Raw genomic sequence first — 15,590 nt, forward strand, 5'->3', positions numbered from 1 at the left:
ACGGTCTGCTACGCGGGCGCGACGACCGGGATGCCCACACCCCTCGCCGCGTCCGCGAACCTCTCGTCATACGTGACGACGGTGTCGACGCCGAGGCGGAGTGCGCATGCCAGATGGAGAGCATCGAGCGTGCGCAGCGCCGTGCCGAGCAGCAGACCTGCGTCCCGGTAGACCGTGGGGGTGAGTCCGTAGAGAGTGACATGATCGAGCAGGGCGGAGATGTCCAGCTGGGGGATATCGTGGCGCACCGCAACACGGCGCAATTCGGTCTCGAGCAACAGCCCGGCAACGAGTTCCACCGCGCCCTCGTCGACCCAGGAAGCAAGCGCAGCTGACTCGGGCTCCTCGATCATGAGCTTCGCGGCAGCGGAGGTGTCGAGGTATGCGCGGGTCACCGCTCGGATCTCAGCTGGTCGAGGGTCTCGCGAACGTCACCTCGGATGCCGTGACGCGCGAGCAACCGAATGTCGCGCGAGGCTGTCGCACGGCGGACGACGGGCAGTTCGGCAACGTGCTCGCCGCTGGGCACAATAGCGGCGACGGCCACCCCGTCATTGGTGACGACGTACGTCTCGCCGTCTTGCACGCCGCGCAGCACGCTGGCGCTGTTGTTGCGCATCTCGCGGTGGCTGATCGTCGGCATACGCCGAATCTATCATCTGTAGCACGTGTAGCACAGGCGTCTCGAGGCGATTGTGGACGCGTGAGGGGCACCGCGCGTGAGCGAGGAGAGGCGGCTAGGCGCCGACGGTTCCGATGACGAGCATGCCGACGAACACGGCGTTGAAGACGACGTGCGTGAGCACGGCGCCCCAGATGCGGGAGGTCGCAATGACGAGTCCGCCGCAGACGAGACCGACGAGCGCGATCGAGACGAGGGACCACCACGCGTAGACCTCGAACACGAGGTGCAGGCCGACGAACAGCACGGTCGTCGCGGCGATCGCAGCGAACCCGGCCCAGGAGCGCGAGTCCGTCATCCGTCTCACTGCCGTGAAGATCGCCACCAGCAGCACCGCCCGGAAGAAGAACTCCTCGAGCAGGGGCGAGATCACGATCGGCGCGAGCACACCGTCGAACCAGAAGGATGCCGGGAGCCGGCCATCGACCGTGGCGATCGAGGGCCACGCCGCCGTTCCGGTGCCGGCGATCTCCAAGAAGCCCTGCACGAGACGCAGGAGGACACCCAGAACCAGTCCGTACAGCAGGTCGAACGGGTGGAAGCGCAGCAGCGTCCGGGGCCGCGAGCGCACGAAGGCGAGCATGATCGCGGCAAGCATCCCGCCCCAGAGTGCGGCGAGGGAGAGCCCGGAGCCGAGCGTCCCGCCCAGGAGCCGGTCGGCGAGGGTCGACAGCAGGATGCCGGCGCCCAGCAGCAGCACTGCCCAGCCGACGAGTTCCCAGTCCCAGCGGGCGACGGATGACCCGCCCGACCGCCAGGTGTGACGGGCGCTCTCGCGCCGCCCCGAGCCCCGGGAGGAGCGCCGCTCGGACCCCCGGGATGCGCCCCCGGAAGACCCCCGCGACGAGCTGCGATCCCGCGAACGTATCGTCCCCGCGCTAGACTCCGTCATAGGCGCCAGGGTACCTGTCGGGGGACGTCCTCGCCGGTTCGGCGCCGGAACCACACGCTTCCATCCGCTTTGCCGACGCGAGCGGATCCTGTTTCGCCCGCCGCATCAGCCGACACGCGAGGACCGCCGTGGCCTACCGCTCGAGCACGCCGAGACGCCGCTCACGGGGCAGTGTGCCCACCTGGGTGTCGGTCGCGATCGTCGCGGTGCTGATCATCGCGGTCGGCGGGCTCAGCTGGCTCGCGATCACGCGCACGCAGACCCCTCCCCCGACGGAGGCGCCACGCATCACCCCGACGATGGGTGTGACGACCCCGAGTGCGACGCCCACCCCGACGCCGACGCCGACGGTGGAGGCCGCGGCCGGCGCCGCCGAACGGTTCCTGGCGACATCCGAGGGCGTCTTGTGGCGCGCGACCGCGGGGGCATGCGGGTCGGTCGAGCCGCTGCTGGAGCGTTCGACGGATGCCGGTGCGACGTGGTCGGATGTGACGCCGCGGTATCTGGGCATCGGTCAGGTGCTCTCGCTCTCGCCGTACACGGGCGATCAGGCGCAGATGGTCGCCCTGATGGGCGCGGACTGCACCCTGCAGGGCATGCGCACCTTCACCGACGGGCAGTTCTGGGAACCCAACGATGAAATCCTCGCCTCGTCGACGTATGTGGACCCCGCGAATCCCGTCGCGGTCGTGACCCCCGCGGGAACGCTCGACGCCCCCTGCGCGACCCCGACCGGTGTGCGCGCGGGCGGCGACACGACGGCGGTGATCTGCGGGTCGGCTGCCTCCCAGTCGACGGATGCCACGACATGGTCGCCTCTTGATCAGCCGGGCGTGCTCGCGCTGACCGTCGCCGGCGATGGCCAGATCACGACCGCGCGAGCGGATGCCGCATCCTGTGACGGGCTGGTCGTCGCGGAGCCGGATGCCGCATCCTGCGTCCCGGGCCTGCCGACCGATGCCGCTGTCGCGATCACCCTCGACGGTGACGGCGTGCCGTGGGTGTGGGCAGGCGACGCCTTCACCCCGGCCCGCTGAGCGGGACCACTCGAACGGGTGACGCACCTCGACACCGGCCACGAAACCCACCGTTCACATTTCACCCCCTAGTGTTAGTTCTGTCGACACGCGTGGGGACGGGGACGTCGATACCCGAAGTTAGTTGACCAAAGAGATCTGGGAATCAATGGTCGATGTCCTTGTGGTGTGCACCGCGAATATGATCCGGTCGCCCCTGGCTGAGTTGTACCTGCGCGACAGGCTCGCGCACCTGCCCGTCACCGTCCGCAGCGCCGGCACGCATCCGGGCCCTGGCGATGGCATGACCCGGCGAGCCCGCGACGCCGCGCGAGACCTCGGTCTGTCGATGACGGATGCCGAGGCGCACCGACCGCAGCGGCTCACGCGCGAGCTCGTCGAGCAGGCTGACATCATCCTCGGGGCCTCCCGTGTGCACCGCAGCGCGTGTGTGCGGCTCGATCTGAGCGCGTTGGGGCGGTCGTTCACGATGCGCGAGTTCGCGAGGCTTTCGGCCGCGGTGGATGCCGGGTCTCTCGCGAACGCGCTCGCGCGGGCCGGCGACGATACGGATGCGCGTGTCCGCGCCGCGATCGAGCAGGTGCGCGAGATCCGCGGGACGACGAACCCGCCGGGTGACCCTACGGCAGATGACGTGTTCGACCCCGAACTGTCCCGCCGCCGTGCTCACTACGCCCGCGCGGTCGACGAAATGGTCCCCGCGTTGGATGCGCTTGTGGCCTACGCCGATCTGGTCAGTCAGATGGTCCCGTCCCGCTGAGCAAAGCCACCCACGCAGAGAGCTAGCTCCCTGGCACCGACGCGTGCCCGCGGCCTTCGTGCGGCGCACCCGCGGCCTTCGTGCGGCGTACGCGCGGCCTTCGTGCGGCCTTCATGCCGCGTAGTCCGGCCGTCATGCGGCGTAGTCGTAGCGCGCTCGGCCGCCCAGTCTGGGCGCGCGGCAGGGGTCAACGTGTGCGGGCGGGATGAACCAAACCCGCGCCGTGATGCCGGTGCCGTCGATCCGGATATCCCAGCCGTTGTCATGGATGCGATGGTGGCAGCTGTCGCAGAGCAGGACCCCGTTGTCGAGATCGGTGGGCCCGGCGTCTCTGGCCCACCATCGGATGTGATGGACCTTGGTCATTCCTGGTGGGAGTCCGCATCCAGCGCATCCCCCGTCGCGTTCGGCGAGCGCGAGCTTCTGCGCTCTGGTGAAGAGCCGCTTCTCGCGACCCCAATCGAGGATCTCGCCGCGGGAGCCGAGGACGCAGGGGATGATTCCCCCGCCCGCTGCCATCCGCCGGGCGGTGGCGACGGTGACGGGCTGGTCGATTCCATCGATGAGCGCCGCCCCCGCACCGGTGGTGAGCTGGTCAAGGGTCATGCGCACGATGACGGTGGCCCCGTGGACGGGCGCGTCGTTAGTGTCGCATCCGAGGAAGTGGGACGCGATCAGCGCGAGCGCGTCGGCCTGCATCTGCGGCACCGTACGCCGCGGCGCATCCGGGTCGGTGGGAGCGAGCGCTGACTGGCCGCCAGGCCCTGCGCCTTCGCCCGCTGTACCGACCCCCGCGCCCGCTGCACGGGCCCCGGCGCCACTCCCGCGCTGCGCGTCGGTCTGCGCGCGAAACTCCGCCGACACGAGTGCTTCGATGGCGGTCTTCACCGGGGCGGCGGTTTCGGGGTCGAGGGTCGCGCGCAGGTGGAGCATCCCGGCGCGTTCGAACATGTGCACCGATCGGTCGGCGCGGAGTTCGGACTCCTTGGGCTCGAGCCCGTCAGGGTCGAGGTGCGCCTCAGCGCGCGCGATGACCTTCGCGAGCTGGTCGAGGGTGAGTCCAGCGGCCTGCTGCACGAGGGTCTGCTCGGCGGCATCCAGCGTCTCGCGGTCGCACCGGAACGCGACCCGGTCGAGCATCGCGATGATCGCCGACGCAGCGGGCATTCCGATGCTGCCGGAGGCGAGCCCCGCGGCAACATGCGGATGCCGAGCCGGCGCGTCCTCGCCACTGAAGGTCCGCCGGGGCGTCGTGGCCTCCCCGACCGCAACCAGGCGCGCAGCATCCCCGTTCGTGGTTCCCGTGGTGGCAGCGACGAGCGCGATCGGATTGCGATAGCCGTGCTTCTTCGCGAGCCCGTCGGGTCCAAGCTCGGGGCGCGATTGCCGGGCGATCTCGGATGCGACACGGGAATGCACGGCATCCAGGTGTCGACGCAGACGACCAAGGCTCTCGTTCGCCGCCACCAACTGCGCCTGGTCGAGCGACTCCACCGCCAGGCGCTGCCCGCTCGCAGAGACCGGCCACGCGTCGCCGACGCCGGCGATGGCGTCGAGAAGAGTGACCAGCGGATCGTTCATGTATACGACACTATAACCACCCTCCGACATTGAGATAAGTACAAATATACGACTCATGCACTCGGCCAGGATGCTCGCCTGGGGAGGAAACGACACCCCAGGTATCCTCACCTCATGCCGATCGAGATCCTCACCGTCTGCACCGGCAACATCGTCCGCTCCCCGCTCTCGGAGCTGTACCTGCGTCTGCTGCTGGCCGACCTCCCGGTCGAGGTCGCGAGCGCCGGAACCCAGCCGCGCCCCGGCGAGGCGATGACCGAGCAGGCATGCGAGATCGCGACTGAGCTCGGCATCCCGGCGGCGCAGGTCGACGCCCATGCGGCACAGCGGGTCACCGAGCCGGTGCTCGCCGGTCGTGACCTGGTGCTCGCGATGACCCGCGCACACCGCAAGGCCGTCGTCGAACTCGATCCGTCGCTGCTGCGCAAGACCTTCACCATCCTCGAGTTCACTCGCCTGTCCCGTCACGTGACGGATGCCGAGATCCGCGACGCCGCGACGGATGCCGGTGACGATCCCCAGGCCCGCTTCCGTGCCGCCCTGGCCCGCGTGCTGAGCGTGCGCGGCACCGTGGATGCCCCCGGCGATCCGGCAGAGGACGACGTCCTCGATCCCGCGGGCCGCAGCTGGAGCACCTACGAGACCTCGATGAGCCAACTGCTCCCGGCCGTGGAAGAGGTAGCCCGCGTCATCCGTGCCGCGCTCTCCTGACCACGAGACGGCGATTGGCGGCCCGCGGGTTAGTCGACGAGGCTGCGGATGTCGTCAGCAGAGAGCCCGCCGCCGATGGCGTCGCCGTCGGTGTCGAGCACCCGGTCGAACAGCTGGGCTTTGCTGGTCTTGAGCGCCATGACCTTCTCTTCGATCGTGCCTTTGGAAATGAGCCGGTACACGATGACGGGCCGTGTCTGACCGATGCGGTGTGAGCGGTCGATGGCCTGCGCCTCGACGGCCGGGTTCCACCACGGGTCGAGCAGGATGACGTAGTCGGCCTCGACGAGGTTGAGTCCGACGCCTCCGGCTTTGAGTGAGACGAAGAAGGCTGGCGCGTCGCCGGTGCGGAACTGGTCGATGACCGCCGGACGGTTGGTGGTCGACCCGTCGAGGTAGAGCGAGGCGATGCCGGCATCCGTCGCGGCATCCCGCGCGCGAGTGAGGAAGCGGGTGAACTGGCTGAGCACGAGCGCCCGGTGCCCTTCGGCGGATGCTTCGCGCAGCAGACCCACGAGCGCGTCGAGCTTCGCGGATGGGGCGTCGCCCTCGTCGACGAGGTCGGGGGCGAGCGAAAGTTGACGAAGCAGGGTGAGCGAGCGGAAGATCTGGAACCGGTTCGCCTCGACGTCGTCGACCAGCCCGAGCACTTTCTGGCGTTCGCGAGCGAGCCGCCGATCGTAGAGTCGCCGATGGGTGGGGTGCAGGTCGAGCACGAGTTCCTGTTCCTGCTTGGGCGGGAGTTCGGCGACGACGAGCTCCTTTGTGCGGCGCAGCAGGAAGGGACGGATGCGGCGCTGCAGCGTCCGCAGCCGTTCATTGTCGCGCTCCCGCTCGATGGGGGTGCGGAAGTGTTCGGTGAAGGTGCGACGGCCGCCGAGAAGTCCCGGGCACGCGAGCGAGACGAGCGCCCAGAGTTCGAGGAGGTTGTTTTCGAGCGGTGTCCCGGTGATGACGAGCGTGAAGGGTGCGTCGAGCATCCGCGCGCACTTGTAGCCCTGGGATGACGGGTTCTTGATCTGCTGCGCCTCGTCGAGGATGAGTCCCTGCCAGTCGAGCGCGGCGTAGGCGTCGAATTCGAGTCGGAAGAGGGCGTAGCTCGTGACGACGACATGCGCTCCGGCGACCTCGTCGCCAAGCGCCGCGCCGCGCTTGTTTCCCGTCGCGGTGATCGTGGCGACGCGCAGGTCGGGGGCGAAGCGGGCGCATTCGGCAGCCCAGTTGCCGACGACGCTGGTGGGGGCGACGATGAGAAACGGCGGATGCTGCGCGTCGCCCGTCTCGAGCGCATCGACGCGGGCTTTCTCGATCATCGCGATAGTCTGCAGGGTCTTGCCGAGGCCCATGTCGTCGGCGAGGACCCCGCCGAGCTGGTGCGTACGCAGGAAGTGCAGCCACGACAGTCCGGTGCGCTGATAGTCGCGCAGATCCGCGCGAAGGGTGTGGGGCGGCTCGATGGCGGTGAGCTGGTCGTGGTTGTTGAGGCCACGCACCCGCATCCACCATTCGATCTCTTGCCTGGCGACGACGCCGAGTTCGACGAGCTCTTCCCAGAGGTCTGCCTGGTAGCGGCTGACGCGCGCCGAGGTGATGGGGCGATCCGAGAGCGCGCTCGCTTCGGCGATGATATCGCGCAGCCGCTGCAGTTCGGGGGTGTCGAGGGGAAAGTAGGTGCCGCTGGGCAGCACGAGGATCGGCTCGTTGTCGCTGAGCGCGCGGAACAGTGTCGCAAAGTCGACCTCTTCGCCCTCGATGCTCACCTGCACGCTGAGGTCGAACCAGTCGTTGGTGCCGGGCTGGGCGGTGACCGAGACATCCGGCGCCTGCGCTGCGGCTCGGAAGCTCGGGGCCTCGACGTCTTCGATGACGTGCAGCCCGTCGAGCGTGCGGAGTCCCGGCAGCACTTCGGCGACGAAGAGCACGGCGGCAGCGCCGCGTAGAGTCTGGTCGGGCGGGGCGGCGGAGCGGGAGGCATCCGTGCCCGCGGCCTGCACGACGGTCTCGGCGTGCGCGCCGGCCGCGCGTCGCACGGCCTCGAGGATGCCGGACTCGCGAATCGGATCGGGGCGGATGCTGCCGCCCAGCCTGTCCCAGCGCCAGGTGAGGTGCGCCTGGCCGTCGCCGTGGTCGACGCGAAGTTCGAGCACGGCACGCGGCGGCGCGGGTACGGCGTAGCTGCCGTCGGGCGAGGTGACCGGTGCGATCGCGTGCAGCCGCGGGAGGTAGTCGCTCTCGAACCGATCCCGGCCGTCGGTGTCGATCGAGATGGGCTTCGCGGCGGTCAGCAGCTCGCGCATCGGCTCCGACAGCGGCGGGTCGATCGGATGCAGCACGATGCGTTCGCCCGCAGTTCCGGCCCCGGCGACGCGAGCGATGGCGATCGGTGGCGCACCGACGAACAGCAGCTCGCCGCCCGAGGTGTCGGCATCCGTACCGCCCGCACCCGACTCGCCTCCCGAACCCGACTCACCCTCCGCACCACCAGCACCTGACTCGCCGTCGGCACCGCCCGCACCCACCAGCTCGCCGCGCACCGAGAGGCGCTTGCGGTTCTCGGCGACCGTGATGCGCGGGGTCATGGGCTCACCGTCGAGGCGGACCGGATGCTGCGCCTTGCCCGGCGACACGAGCGCAACGCCGGCGGCCTGCAGATCGGTCAGCAGCGACCACAGGGTCCGTGAGGGAAGCCGGTCGAGGTGCATCCACTCCTGATCGCGGTAGTTGTAGCCCCACGAGTAGGAGTCGGCGTCGAGCATGTCGAGTTCGCGCAGCAGCGCGAGCGCACCGGGATCTGCTCGCAGCCCGTCGAGGTGCCCCCAGCGCGCCTGGCCCTTGATCCAGGCACCCCGCGTGCCGCGCATCCCGGGCCGGGCGACCAGGCTCGGGCTGGGGGGCGTTCTGTTCCAGCGCGTCGTCGGCGGCGTCTGGACCGTGATGAAGACGCAGAGCTCGACGGCGTTCTCGTCGGATGCCGGCAGCAAACCGTCGAGGGCGCGCTGCCACGGCGGCACGGTCTGACGGGGCCCGGATCCCCCGCGCCCGCCCGCCGCAGGCCCGAAGGCCCCCGTGCTCGTGCCGGGGTCGGCATCCGAAAGCGCCAGCAGCACGGCGCAGACATGCGTGCACCCGGGAGCGTGCTCACAGCTGCAGTAGGCGCTCAGCGTTCCGCGAGCCGGCTCGATCTCGAGCGAGACCACCAGCACGTCATCCCCGTGCGACGTAAGATCGCGCACGACCGCGTCGACCGAGGTCTCGGCGCTGCCTGCATCCAGCTCGACGAGCGTGACCCGACCGGCCGCATTCAGACTCCAGGCGCGATCGTAGTTTGCTCCCCCGACCGCGCGAGCAACCTCATGCCAGTAGTCCATGCGTCCATCGTCGCAGACTCCACCGACATCGCTGCATCGCCGCCGTGGGGATGCCCGGCGACCCACCAACCGACCGCCCAACGTTCTACAATGAAGCACGTGGACGAGGTGGGGATTCGAGCACTCAAGCAGAATGCGTCGGCCGTGGTCGCGGCAGCGGCGGCGGGCGAGACGCTGTGGATCACCGATCGCGGTCGTCCGGTAGCTCAGCTTTCACCGATCCCAGAGTCGGGGCTGCAGCGTCTGATCAACGCGGGCAGGGCGCGCGTTCCGAGCCGCTCCCTCAGCGCCCTGCAGCCGCCGGCTCCCGGCGAACCCCTGTCCGCAGACCTGGCGGACACGCGCGACGACGAGCGCTTCTGAGATGGCGTGCTACCTCGACACCTCGGCAGTGGTCAAGCTCGTGGTCGCTGAGACCGAGTCGGCGGCGTTGCTGACATGGCTTCAGGCACCGGATCGCGTGCCCGTGACAAGTGACCTCTGCCGCACCGAACTGCTGCGCGCAGTGCGCGGTGGCGCGCCCGAGCGCATCGTGCGGGCGCGGGAGGTGCTGGACTCGCTCACGGTGCTGCAGCTGAGCACCGCGATCTTCGAGCGCGCGGCAACCCTCCAGCCGGCTGCTCTTCGATCATTGGATGCCGTGCATCTCGCGTCCGCTTTGGAGCTCGGCGATGATCTTCGCGCGGTCGTCACCTATGACTACCGGCAAGCCGACGCCGCCGCCGCTCTCGCGATCTATGTCGCACAGCCCGGTCGCGACACCCCGAGATTGCCGCCGCCACCGACATCCTGTTGATGGGAGCGACGAACGCCGATTACTCGTCGTGCGGAGCGTCACCCGCGGGAGCAAGACGCGGTGCGAGACCCGCCGCGAGTGCGTAGATACGGTCATCCAACCGAGACACCCGGTCGTCAAGCCGCGAGAGGCGGTCGCCGAGGCGAGAAATCTCCGTCGCGAACTCGGCTTTCAACTCGACGCGGGTGCGTCGCGCAGACGCCGCTACGGTTGTCGCGAGGCCCACGATGCCAACTGCGAGCGCGACGATCACGGCAAGTGTGTCCATCCCCACGCCGACCTCCATGTTCTCCAGTGTGCGCCAGAGAAGGGCGCATATCCGCGGATGAGTTCGAGTTCGGCGCGCAGGTCTCTGGATCAGGAACGTCCATCGGTTCCGCAGCCAGGATGCCTGCGGCGATCGCGGCCTTCGCGGGCGTCGGGCGCTCAGTCGAGGGCCGGCCTGCCACGCTGCGGGGCGGACTCCACTTCTCTCGCGATGGCAGCCACCCATTCCCTGCGCCAGCGACGAATGCGTTCGCGTTGTGCCTTGTTCGCACCAGAGCGGGCGCCCAGCAGATCGAAAGCCGCGTCGACGTGGCTCACGAGCTCCAACTTTGGGCTGGCCGACGCACGCGCGAGTATGCGACACGCCAACGACGCGTCGACGCCTGTCTCGAGAAGGCGCAGGATCTCCCTTGCATCCTTGAATCCCTTTTCGGTGTCGGGCCTATCCAGCAGTGCGGCCATCTTCGAGACCGTGTGAGCGTCGATCGTGAGCAGTCGCCATTTGCCTTGGCCGAGGTCTTCCGTGTGGTCAGCGAGAACCTCAACCCGTAGACGGAGCTTTCCGCCGAGCTCGGACTGGTGTGGAATGTACACATCGACGTGGACACCCTCGACTTCACCGCGCCACTTTGTTCCTTGCAGATGGCTGGACTCCGACAGCTCCGACAAGGCGCCTCTGACCTTCTCCCGCACCTCATGTGAGCCGATGATCAGGTCGATGTCACGGCTGATGTCACCGCCGACGCGAGCGAACGTCGCCCACCCTCCGATAAGGATCGACGGCTCGAGTTCGTGGCCCAGGTAGTCGAGGACGAACCTCAGATGTCCCTCGTCATCGAGAGGCACCTCAGCCAACGCGTTCCTCCGCCCGCGCCCAATCGTCAATCGCGAACCATTCACGCCACAGGGCACGACGGAACTCGCTGGCCTGCCATCCCGGCTGGGCGAAGAGATCCGCGTAGGTCTGTGCAGGACTGGTGAACCCGTCGTTCCACCTCGCAAGCGTGTGCTGGTCGACCGTGATCACGAGCGCATCGTCGCCGGGAGGAAGTCCATCGAGATCCGTATTGAAGGGCACGTAGACCATTGCGATTCCGTGATTCGCGATGAGATTGCGACCACCGAGGTGATGAGCCGCTGCACGAGTACCCCCAATCGCATATTCAGGCGTACGCGCGACGAGGTCTTGGGCCGCGGCGAACCCGGTTCCGCGTGTGCCCGCGAGTGTTCGAGCTGCCGCGAGCAGCATGAGAACCCGTTCCGGATCCGACACACTGAAGCCTCCACCGGGGTGTTTCGTCACTGCACCGATCGCAGCCGGACGAGACAGTGCCTTGTAGGTGATCTTTTCCCCGACGCCGGCTTCCCACGCGAGATCACCGGCGTTCTTCCATTGCCTCCGCCCGGCGAGGGCAGCATCAACCAAGGTCCGCCAGACGGCATCCGTTTCGCGCATCACTTTCCTTCCCCGCTGATTCTACTCACTGGTGGAATCAAGAATCTACCTACTAGTGGAATCAAGAATCGACCGAGAAGGAGAAGCGCGGATCGCCTGGCTCGGTATTCCTAACTATCTTCCTTTCTTCCTCACTTGGTAGAATCCGCCTATGGCGCTGAACATTAAGGACCCCGAAGCGGATCGCCTCGTGCGGGCTCTCGCCGCCGCAACAGGGGAGAGCATTACGGTTGCCGCGCGACGGGCGTTCGCAGAGCGCCTCGATCGAGTCAGGGCACAGAGCACGACACCTGACGTGCAGGCCGACCTCGAGGCGATCATCTCCCGAGGGCGCGATCGGACGACGCTGGATGCGCGCTCTGCCGACGAGATCATCGGCTACGACGAGGCAGGGCTTCCACGATGACGATCGCCCTCGACACCTCGGCGTTGATGGCGATCGTCCTCGGCGAAGAGGATGCGTCACATTTCGCCCGCGTAATCGCCGCGAATGCCGGCGATCTGCACGTGAGCGCAGCGACATTCGTGGAGGCGACGATCGTGGCCGAATCGCGTCAGGGGCCGGCGGCTACGCAGGACCTCGAAGCACTCATTTCTCGTGCTCGCGTCACGGTCGCGCCCTTCGACGCCACACAGTCCGCGATCGCCACGGCAGCGTGGCGACGATTCGGCAAGGGTCGCCACGCCGCCTCGCTGAACATGGGCGACTGCTACTCCTATGCTCTCGCGCGGAGCCTGAACGCCGCACTGCTGTTCAAGGGTGAGGATTTCGCGCAGACCGACATCGCCGCCGCGATCTGAGCCACTTGTCCCCCTCCCCAACGAAGAGCGCCGACGCGATCTTCCGCACGGCTCATGCGAGCGCGAATCCGCGAGTTGGCGATCGCGAATCCGCGAGTTGGCGATCGCGAATCCTCGACTAAGCCGCGTTCGGCCGCGCTGATGACCGCCAGCCCGGCGTCGCCCATCCACGTGCCCTAACGAGCACACGCGCTTCGCACAAGACCCTCGGGGCGATGCCGAGCGACCTCGTAGTGTCACGACCAGCGGCCCAGCGAGATCGGATGGGAGACGGCAGTGGGTGGTGATCGCTATGTGGAGGCGTTTCGTCAGCTCTCGATGAAGGCACGCGATGCCGGGCTGATGCGTCGCAGGTACGGCTTCTACTGGACGATGCTGCTCGTGTGCACGACGGCCACCGTCGCAATCCTGGTCGGCGTCGTCCTGCTCGGCGCAACCTGGTTTCAGCTGATCCTGGCCGCGCTGCTCGGGATCGTGATGGCGCAGTTGGGGTTCCTGGGCCACGAGGCCGCGCACCAGCAGATCTTCATCTCCCGGGGCCGGAACGAATGGGTATCCCGCGTGCTGGCCGGACTGTTCACCGGCCTCAGCTACGGCTGGTGGGTCGACAAGCACAGCCGTCATCACGCCAACCCCAATAAGGAGCGGGCGGACCCGGATGCCGAGCCCGGCGTCCTGTCATTCACCCCGGGAGGCACCGACCAGCGCACCGGACTCGCGGCCACGCTCGGCCGTTATCAGGGCTACTACTTCCTGCCGCTTCTCCTTTTCGAGGGCCTCACCCTGCACGCGGACTCGTTCCGGACGATCCTCACCGGCAAGAACGTGAGGTTCCGCTGGACGGAGATCCTTTTCGTCGGCATCCGCGTGTTCGGCTACCTGGCGCTGCTGTTCGTCGTGCTCCCGCCGCTGATGGCCATCTCGTTCGTGCTGGTGCAGGTCGCCGTGTTCGGCCTTCTGCTCGGCGGGGCGTTCTCACCGAATCACATCGGGATGCCGACCGTTCCGCACGACGCCGATATCGACTTCCTGCGACGCCAGGTGTACATGTCGCGCAACGTCCGGGGAGGACCTCACGTGCATGTCCTCATGGGGGGTCTCGAGTACCAGATCGAGCATCACCTCTTCCCTCGGGCGCCGCGCCCGAACCTCCCCGCCCTCCAGAAGCTGGTGCGAGCGCACTGCGCCGAGCACGGGATCCCTTACGCCGAGACGACGCTTGGCGAGGCGTGCCGAACGATCATCGCCTACCTCAACCAGGTCGGGCTCAAGAATCGCGACCCGTACACCTGCCCCCTCGTCCGGCAGTACCGCGGCTGAGCCGCGCCACACCCAGGAGAGCCCATGAAGGTCACGATCAACCCGACCACGTGCATCGCCTCCGGCACCTGTGGGCGTCTGGCGCCGAGGGTGTCCGCGAACCGCGACGAGGACGGCGGATTCGTCAGCGTTCTCAACGAGAATCCCCCGGAGACCGAATGGGCCGCCGCGCGGGAGGCCGAAGAGCTGTGCCCGTCCGCGACGATCCGACTCCAGGACGAGGACTGAGCTCTCGACGGCTGCCCTACGCGGGGTACGGGGACGGCGCAGCACGCCTTGACAGCGCCTCGATCGCCTCCCGAGCAAGTCGAGTCGAAACGCCCCCACCACCCACCCGTTGAGCGAGCCCCTCTCCTCCCCGATACCGACTGGATACCAGCACGAAATACCGGGTGTGTGAGGATAGTCGGCAGGAACCCCAACCGAGAGGCACCATGGAGCTCCGCGACTACCTGCACATCCTGCGCAAGAACTGGCTCATCATTCTTGCGCTGACACTGGTCGGTGTCGGTGCCGCCGCCGCATATTCCCTCACACGCACGCCGCTGTATGAGTCGACGAGCACCGTAGCAGTGTCGACCCAGACGTCCGGGGCGATCCAGGAGCTGCAGCAGGGCTCCTCGTTTACGCAGGCGCGCGTTGCGACGTACGTCGTCGTCGCAGAGTCACCTCTCGTCCTCGACCCCGTCATCAACGAGCTCGGCCTGGACATGACAGCCGAAGAACTGGCCGAGATCACGACGGTCTCTGCGCCGCTCAACACCACGGCTATCAACATCTCCGTGCAGGATGCCGACCCTCAGCTTGCGGCAGACGTCGCTAACGCCACCGCAGCAAGCCTCGGCGACGCTGTCGAAGATATCGAGACAACAGCGGGGCTCACCGCAAGTCCGGTGAAGACCACGGTAATTCGTCCGGCCCTGCCCGCGATGGTTCCAGTAAGCCCGAATGTTCCTCTGAACCTCGCGCTCGGCGGCCTGATCGGTCTGGCGCTTGGTGTGGCGATCGCGATCCTGCGCACGGTGCTCGACACGAAGGTCCGCACCGCGCGCGATATCGCACAGCTCTCGGATCGCCCACTGATCGGTGTGATCCCCTTCGACCCGAAGGCGGCAGAGCGGCCGATCATCCTCGAGGCCGACCCGACGAACCAACGCGCGGAGTCCTTCCGAGCCTTGCGCACAAACCTGCAGTTCATCGAGATGGATGGCGGCACGAGCTTCGTGATGACCTCGAGCATCCCGAGCGAGGGCAAGTCGACAACGGCGGTGAACCTTGCGATCGCCCTGGCGGATGCCGGCAAGCGCGTCGCCCTCATCGACACCGACCTGCGCAAGCCCAAGGTCGCCGACTACCTCGGCATCGAAGGTGCGGTGGGGCTCACGGACGTTCTCATCGGACGGGCAAACATCACCGACGTCATGCTCCCGTGGGGTCGTCGCCCGCTCTACGTGCTCCCCGCCGGCAAGGTGCCGCCGAACCCGTCCGAGCTGCTGGGGTCGTCGCAGATGAAGGCGCTCCTCGACGACTTCGCGAAGACCTTCGACGTGGTGATCTGCGATGCACCGCCGCTGCTTCCCGTGACGGATGCTGCAGTGCTGTCGCGCCTCACCGCCGGCGCAATCGTCGTCACCGCCGCCGGCCGCACGACCACCCACCAGCTCGACGGCGCTCTCGAGGCGCTCGAGACCGTGGGTGCGAAGGTCGCGGGCCTCGTAATGACGATGGCGCCGACGAAAGGACCGGACTCTTACATGTACGGATACGGATACGGATACGGATATGGATACGGAAGGAATCAATGAGTCACAACTTGAGTGATCGCATGTCATCGTGCGCTTGGCCAAACGGCCAAATCACGCGGTTCCGAGCTCAGAAAGCTACAGGATGACTCCTGCCCCAGGATTACCACCAACCGT

18 protein-coding genes are annotated in these 15,590 nt (G+C 67.7%); 10 read left to right on the forward strand and 8 right to left on the reverse strand.

Annotated elements, in window-relative coordinates:
• Positions 1 to 8 precede the first annotated feature (8 nt).
• The 3 genes from AC3ENO_RS14020 to AC3ENO_RS14030 form a co-directional block, all read right to left on the reverse strand.
• The gene (locus tag AC3ENO_RS14020) at positions 9 to 395 is read right to left on the reverse strand and encodes a type II toxin-antitoxin system VapC family toxin (protein ID WP_434971219.1); all 387 of its coding nucleotides are present in this window, start codon (positions 393 to 395) and stop codon (positions 9 to 11) included.
• Positions 392 to 643: a type II toxin-antitoxin system Phd/YefM family antitoxin gene (locus tag AC3ENO_RS14025; RefSeq protein WP_434971220.1), complete on the reverse strand. Its 252-nt coding sequence runs from the start codon at positions 641 to 643 to the stop codon at positions 392 to 394. The genes AC3ENO_RS14020 and AC3ENO_RS14025 overlap by 4 nt, the downstream gene beginning before the upstream one ends.
• A 94-nt stretch (positions 644 to 737) precedes the next feature.
• Positions 738 to 1,574, reverse strand: a complete 837-nt coding sequence (locus AC3ENO_RS14030; RefSeq protein ID WP_434971221.1) for a CPBP family intramembrane glutamic endopeptidase — start codon at positions 1,572 to 1,574, stop codon at positions 738 to 740.
• 173 nt (positions 1,575 to 1,747) lie between these two features.
• On the opposite strand from AC3ENO_RS14030, the gene AC3ENO_RS14035 reads away from it, so the two are divergent.
• Entirely contained in the window at positions 1,748 to 2,611 is an 864-nt protein-coding gene (locus AC3ENO_RS14035) for a hypothetical protein (protein ID WP_434971222.1), read from the forward strand.
• Positions 2,612 to 2,759: 148 nt separating this feature from the next.
• Positions 2,760 to 3,371, forward strand: a complete 612-nt coding sequence (locus AC3ENO_RS14040) for an arsenate reductase/protein-tyrosine-phosphatase family protein (RefSeq protein WP_434971223.1) — start codon at positions 2,760 to 2,762, stop codon at positions 3,369 to 3,371.
• A 132-nt stretch (positions 3,372 to 3,503) separates the two neighbouring features.
• On the opposite strand, the gene AC3ENO_RS14045 is transcribed toward AC3ENO_RS14040, so the two are convergent.
• Positions 3,504 to 4,952, reverse strand: coding sequence for an HNH endonuclease signature motif containing protein (locus tag AC3ENO_RS14045; protein WP_434971224.1), 1,449 nt, complete (start codon positions 4,950 to 4,952; stop codon positions 3,504 to 3,506).
• A 114-nt stretch (positions 4,953 to 5,066) separates the two neighbouring features.
• Between AC3ENO_RS14045 and AC3ENO_RS14050 the strand changes: the two genes are divergently transcribed.
• Positions 5,067 to 5,663 (forward strand): arsenate reductase/protein-tyrosine-phosphatase family protein, encoded by a 597-nt coding sequence (locus tag AC3ENO_RS14050; protein ID WP_434971225.1) that lies wholly within the window; start codon positions 5,067 to 5,069, stop codon positions 5,661 to 5,663.
• Between the two features lie 29 nt (positions 5,664 to 5,692).
• Here the strand turns inward: AC3ENO_RS14050 and AC3ENO_RS14055 are convergent, their stop codons facing one another.
• The gene (locus AC3ENO_RS14055; RefSeq protein WP_434971226.1) at positions 5,693 to 9,031 is read right to left on the reverse strand and encodes an SNF2-related protein; all 3,339 of its coding nucleotides are present in this window, start codon (positions 9,029 to 9,031) and stop codon (positions 5,693 to 5,695) included.
• Between the two features lie 90 nt (positions 9,032 to 9,121).
• Between AC3ENO_RS14055 and AC3ENO_RS14060 the strand changes: the two genes are divergently transcribed.
• Complete coding sequence (locus AC3ENO_RS14060) at positions 9,122 to 9,394, forward strand: type II toxin-antitoxin system Phd/YefM family antitoxin (protein WP_434971227.1); 273 nt, start codon at positions 9,122 to 9,124, stop codon at positions 9,392 to 9,394.
• Position 9,395: 1 nt separating this feature from the next.
• The gene (locus AC3ENO_RS14065; protein ID WP_434971228.1) at positions 9,396 to 9,827 is read left to right on the forward strand and encodes a type II toxin-antitoxin system VapC family toxin; all 432 of its coding nucleotides are present in this window, start codon (positions 9,396 to 9,398) and stop codon (positions 9,825 to 9,827) included.
• Positions 9,828 to 9,846: 19 nt separating this feature from the next.
• On the opposite strand, the gene AC3ENO_RS14070 is transcribed toward AC3ENO_RS14065, so the two are convergent.
• The 3 genes from AC3ENO_RS14070 to AC3ENO_RS14080 all read right to left on the reverse strand — a co-directional run bounded on the left by AC3ENO_RS14070 (position 9,847) and on the right by AC3ENO_RS14080 (position 11,553).
• Entirely contained in the window at positions 9,847 to 10,113 is a 267-nt protein-coding gene (locus AC3ENO_RS14070; protein ID WP_434971229.1) for a hypothetical protein, read from the reverse strand.
• Between the two features lie 140 nt (positions 10,114 to 10,253).
• The gene (locus AC3ENO_RS14075; protein WP_434971250.1) at positions 10,254 to 10,940 is read right to left on the reverse strand and encodes a nucleotidyl transferase AbiEii/AbiGii toxin family protein; all 687 of its coding nucleotides are present in this window, start codon (positions 10,938 to 10,940) and stop codon (positions 10,254 to 10,256) included.
• Between the two features lies 1 nt (position 10,941).
• The gene (locus AC3ENO_RS14080; RefSeq protein WP_488185788.1) at positions 10,942 to 11,553 is read right to left on the reverse strand and encodes a hypothetical protein; all 612 of its coding nucleotides are present in this window, start codon (positions 11,551 to 11,553) and stop codon (positions 10,942 to 10,944) included.
• 148 nt (positions 11,554 to 11,701) lie between these two features.
• Here AC3ENO_RS14080 and AC3ENO_RS14085 point away from each other — a divergent pair, with 148 nt between their 5' ends.
• The 5 genes from AC3ENO_RS14085 to AC3ENO_RS14105 all read left to right on the forward strand — a co-directional run bounded on the left by AC3ENO_RS14085 (position 11,702) and on the right by AC3ENO_RS14105 (position 15,476).
• The gene (locus AC3ENO_RS14085; RefSeq protein WP_434971231.1) at positions 11,702 to 11,956 is read left to right on the forward strand and encodes a type II toxin-antitoxin system VapB family antitoxin; all 255 of its coding nucleotides are present in this window, start codon (positions 11,702 to 11,704) and stop codon (positions 11,954 to 11,956) included.
• Positions 11,953 to 12,351 carry a type II toxin-antitoxin system VapC family toxin gene (locus AC3ENO_RS14090; RefSeq protein WP_434971232.1) on the forward strand — a complete coding sequence of 133 codons (399 nt, stop codon included), beginning with the start codon at positions 11,953 to 11,955 and terminating at the stop codon, positions 12,349 to 12,351. Before AC3ENO_RS14085 ends, AC3ENO_RS14090 begins: the two co-directional genes overlap by 4 nt.
• Positions 12,352 to 12,627: 276 nt before the next feature.
• Positions 12,628 to 13,671 (forward strand): fatty acid desaturase family protein, encoded by a 1,044-nt coding sequence (locus tag AC3ENO_RS14095; protein ID WP_434971233.1) that lies wholly within the window; start codon positions 12,628 to 12,630, stop codon positions 13,669 to 13,671.
• A gap of 24 nt (positions 13,672 to 13,695) precedes the next feature.
• Entirely contained in the window at positions 13,696 to 13,899 is a 204-nt protein-coding gene (locus AC3ENO_RS14100) for a ferredoxin (RefSeq protein ID WP_434971234.1), read from the forward strand.
• A gap of 206 nt (positions 13,900 to 14,105) precedes the next feature.
• Complete coding sequence (locus tag AC3ENO_RS14105) at positions 14,106 to 15,476, forward strand: tyrosine-protein kinase domain-containing protein (protein WP_434971235.1); 1,371 nt, start codon at positions 14,106 to 14,108, stop codon at positions 15,474 to 15,476.
• The last annotated feature ends 114 nt before the right edge of the window (positions 15,477 to 15,590 follow it).

The organism is Microbacterium sp. bgisy207 (assembly GCF_057706855.1).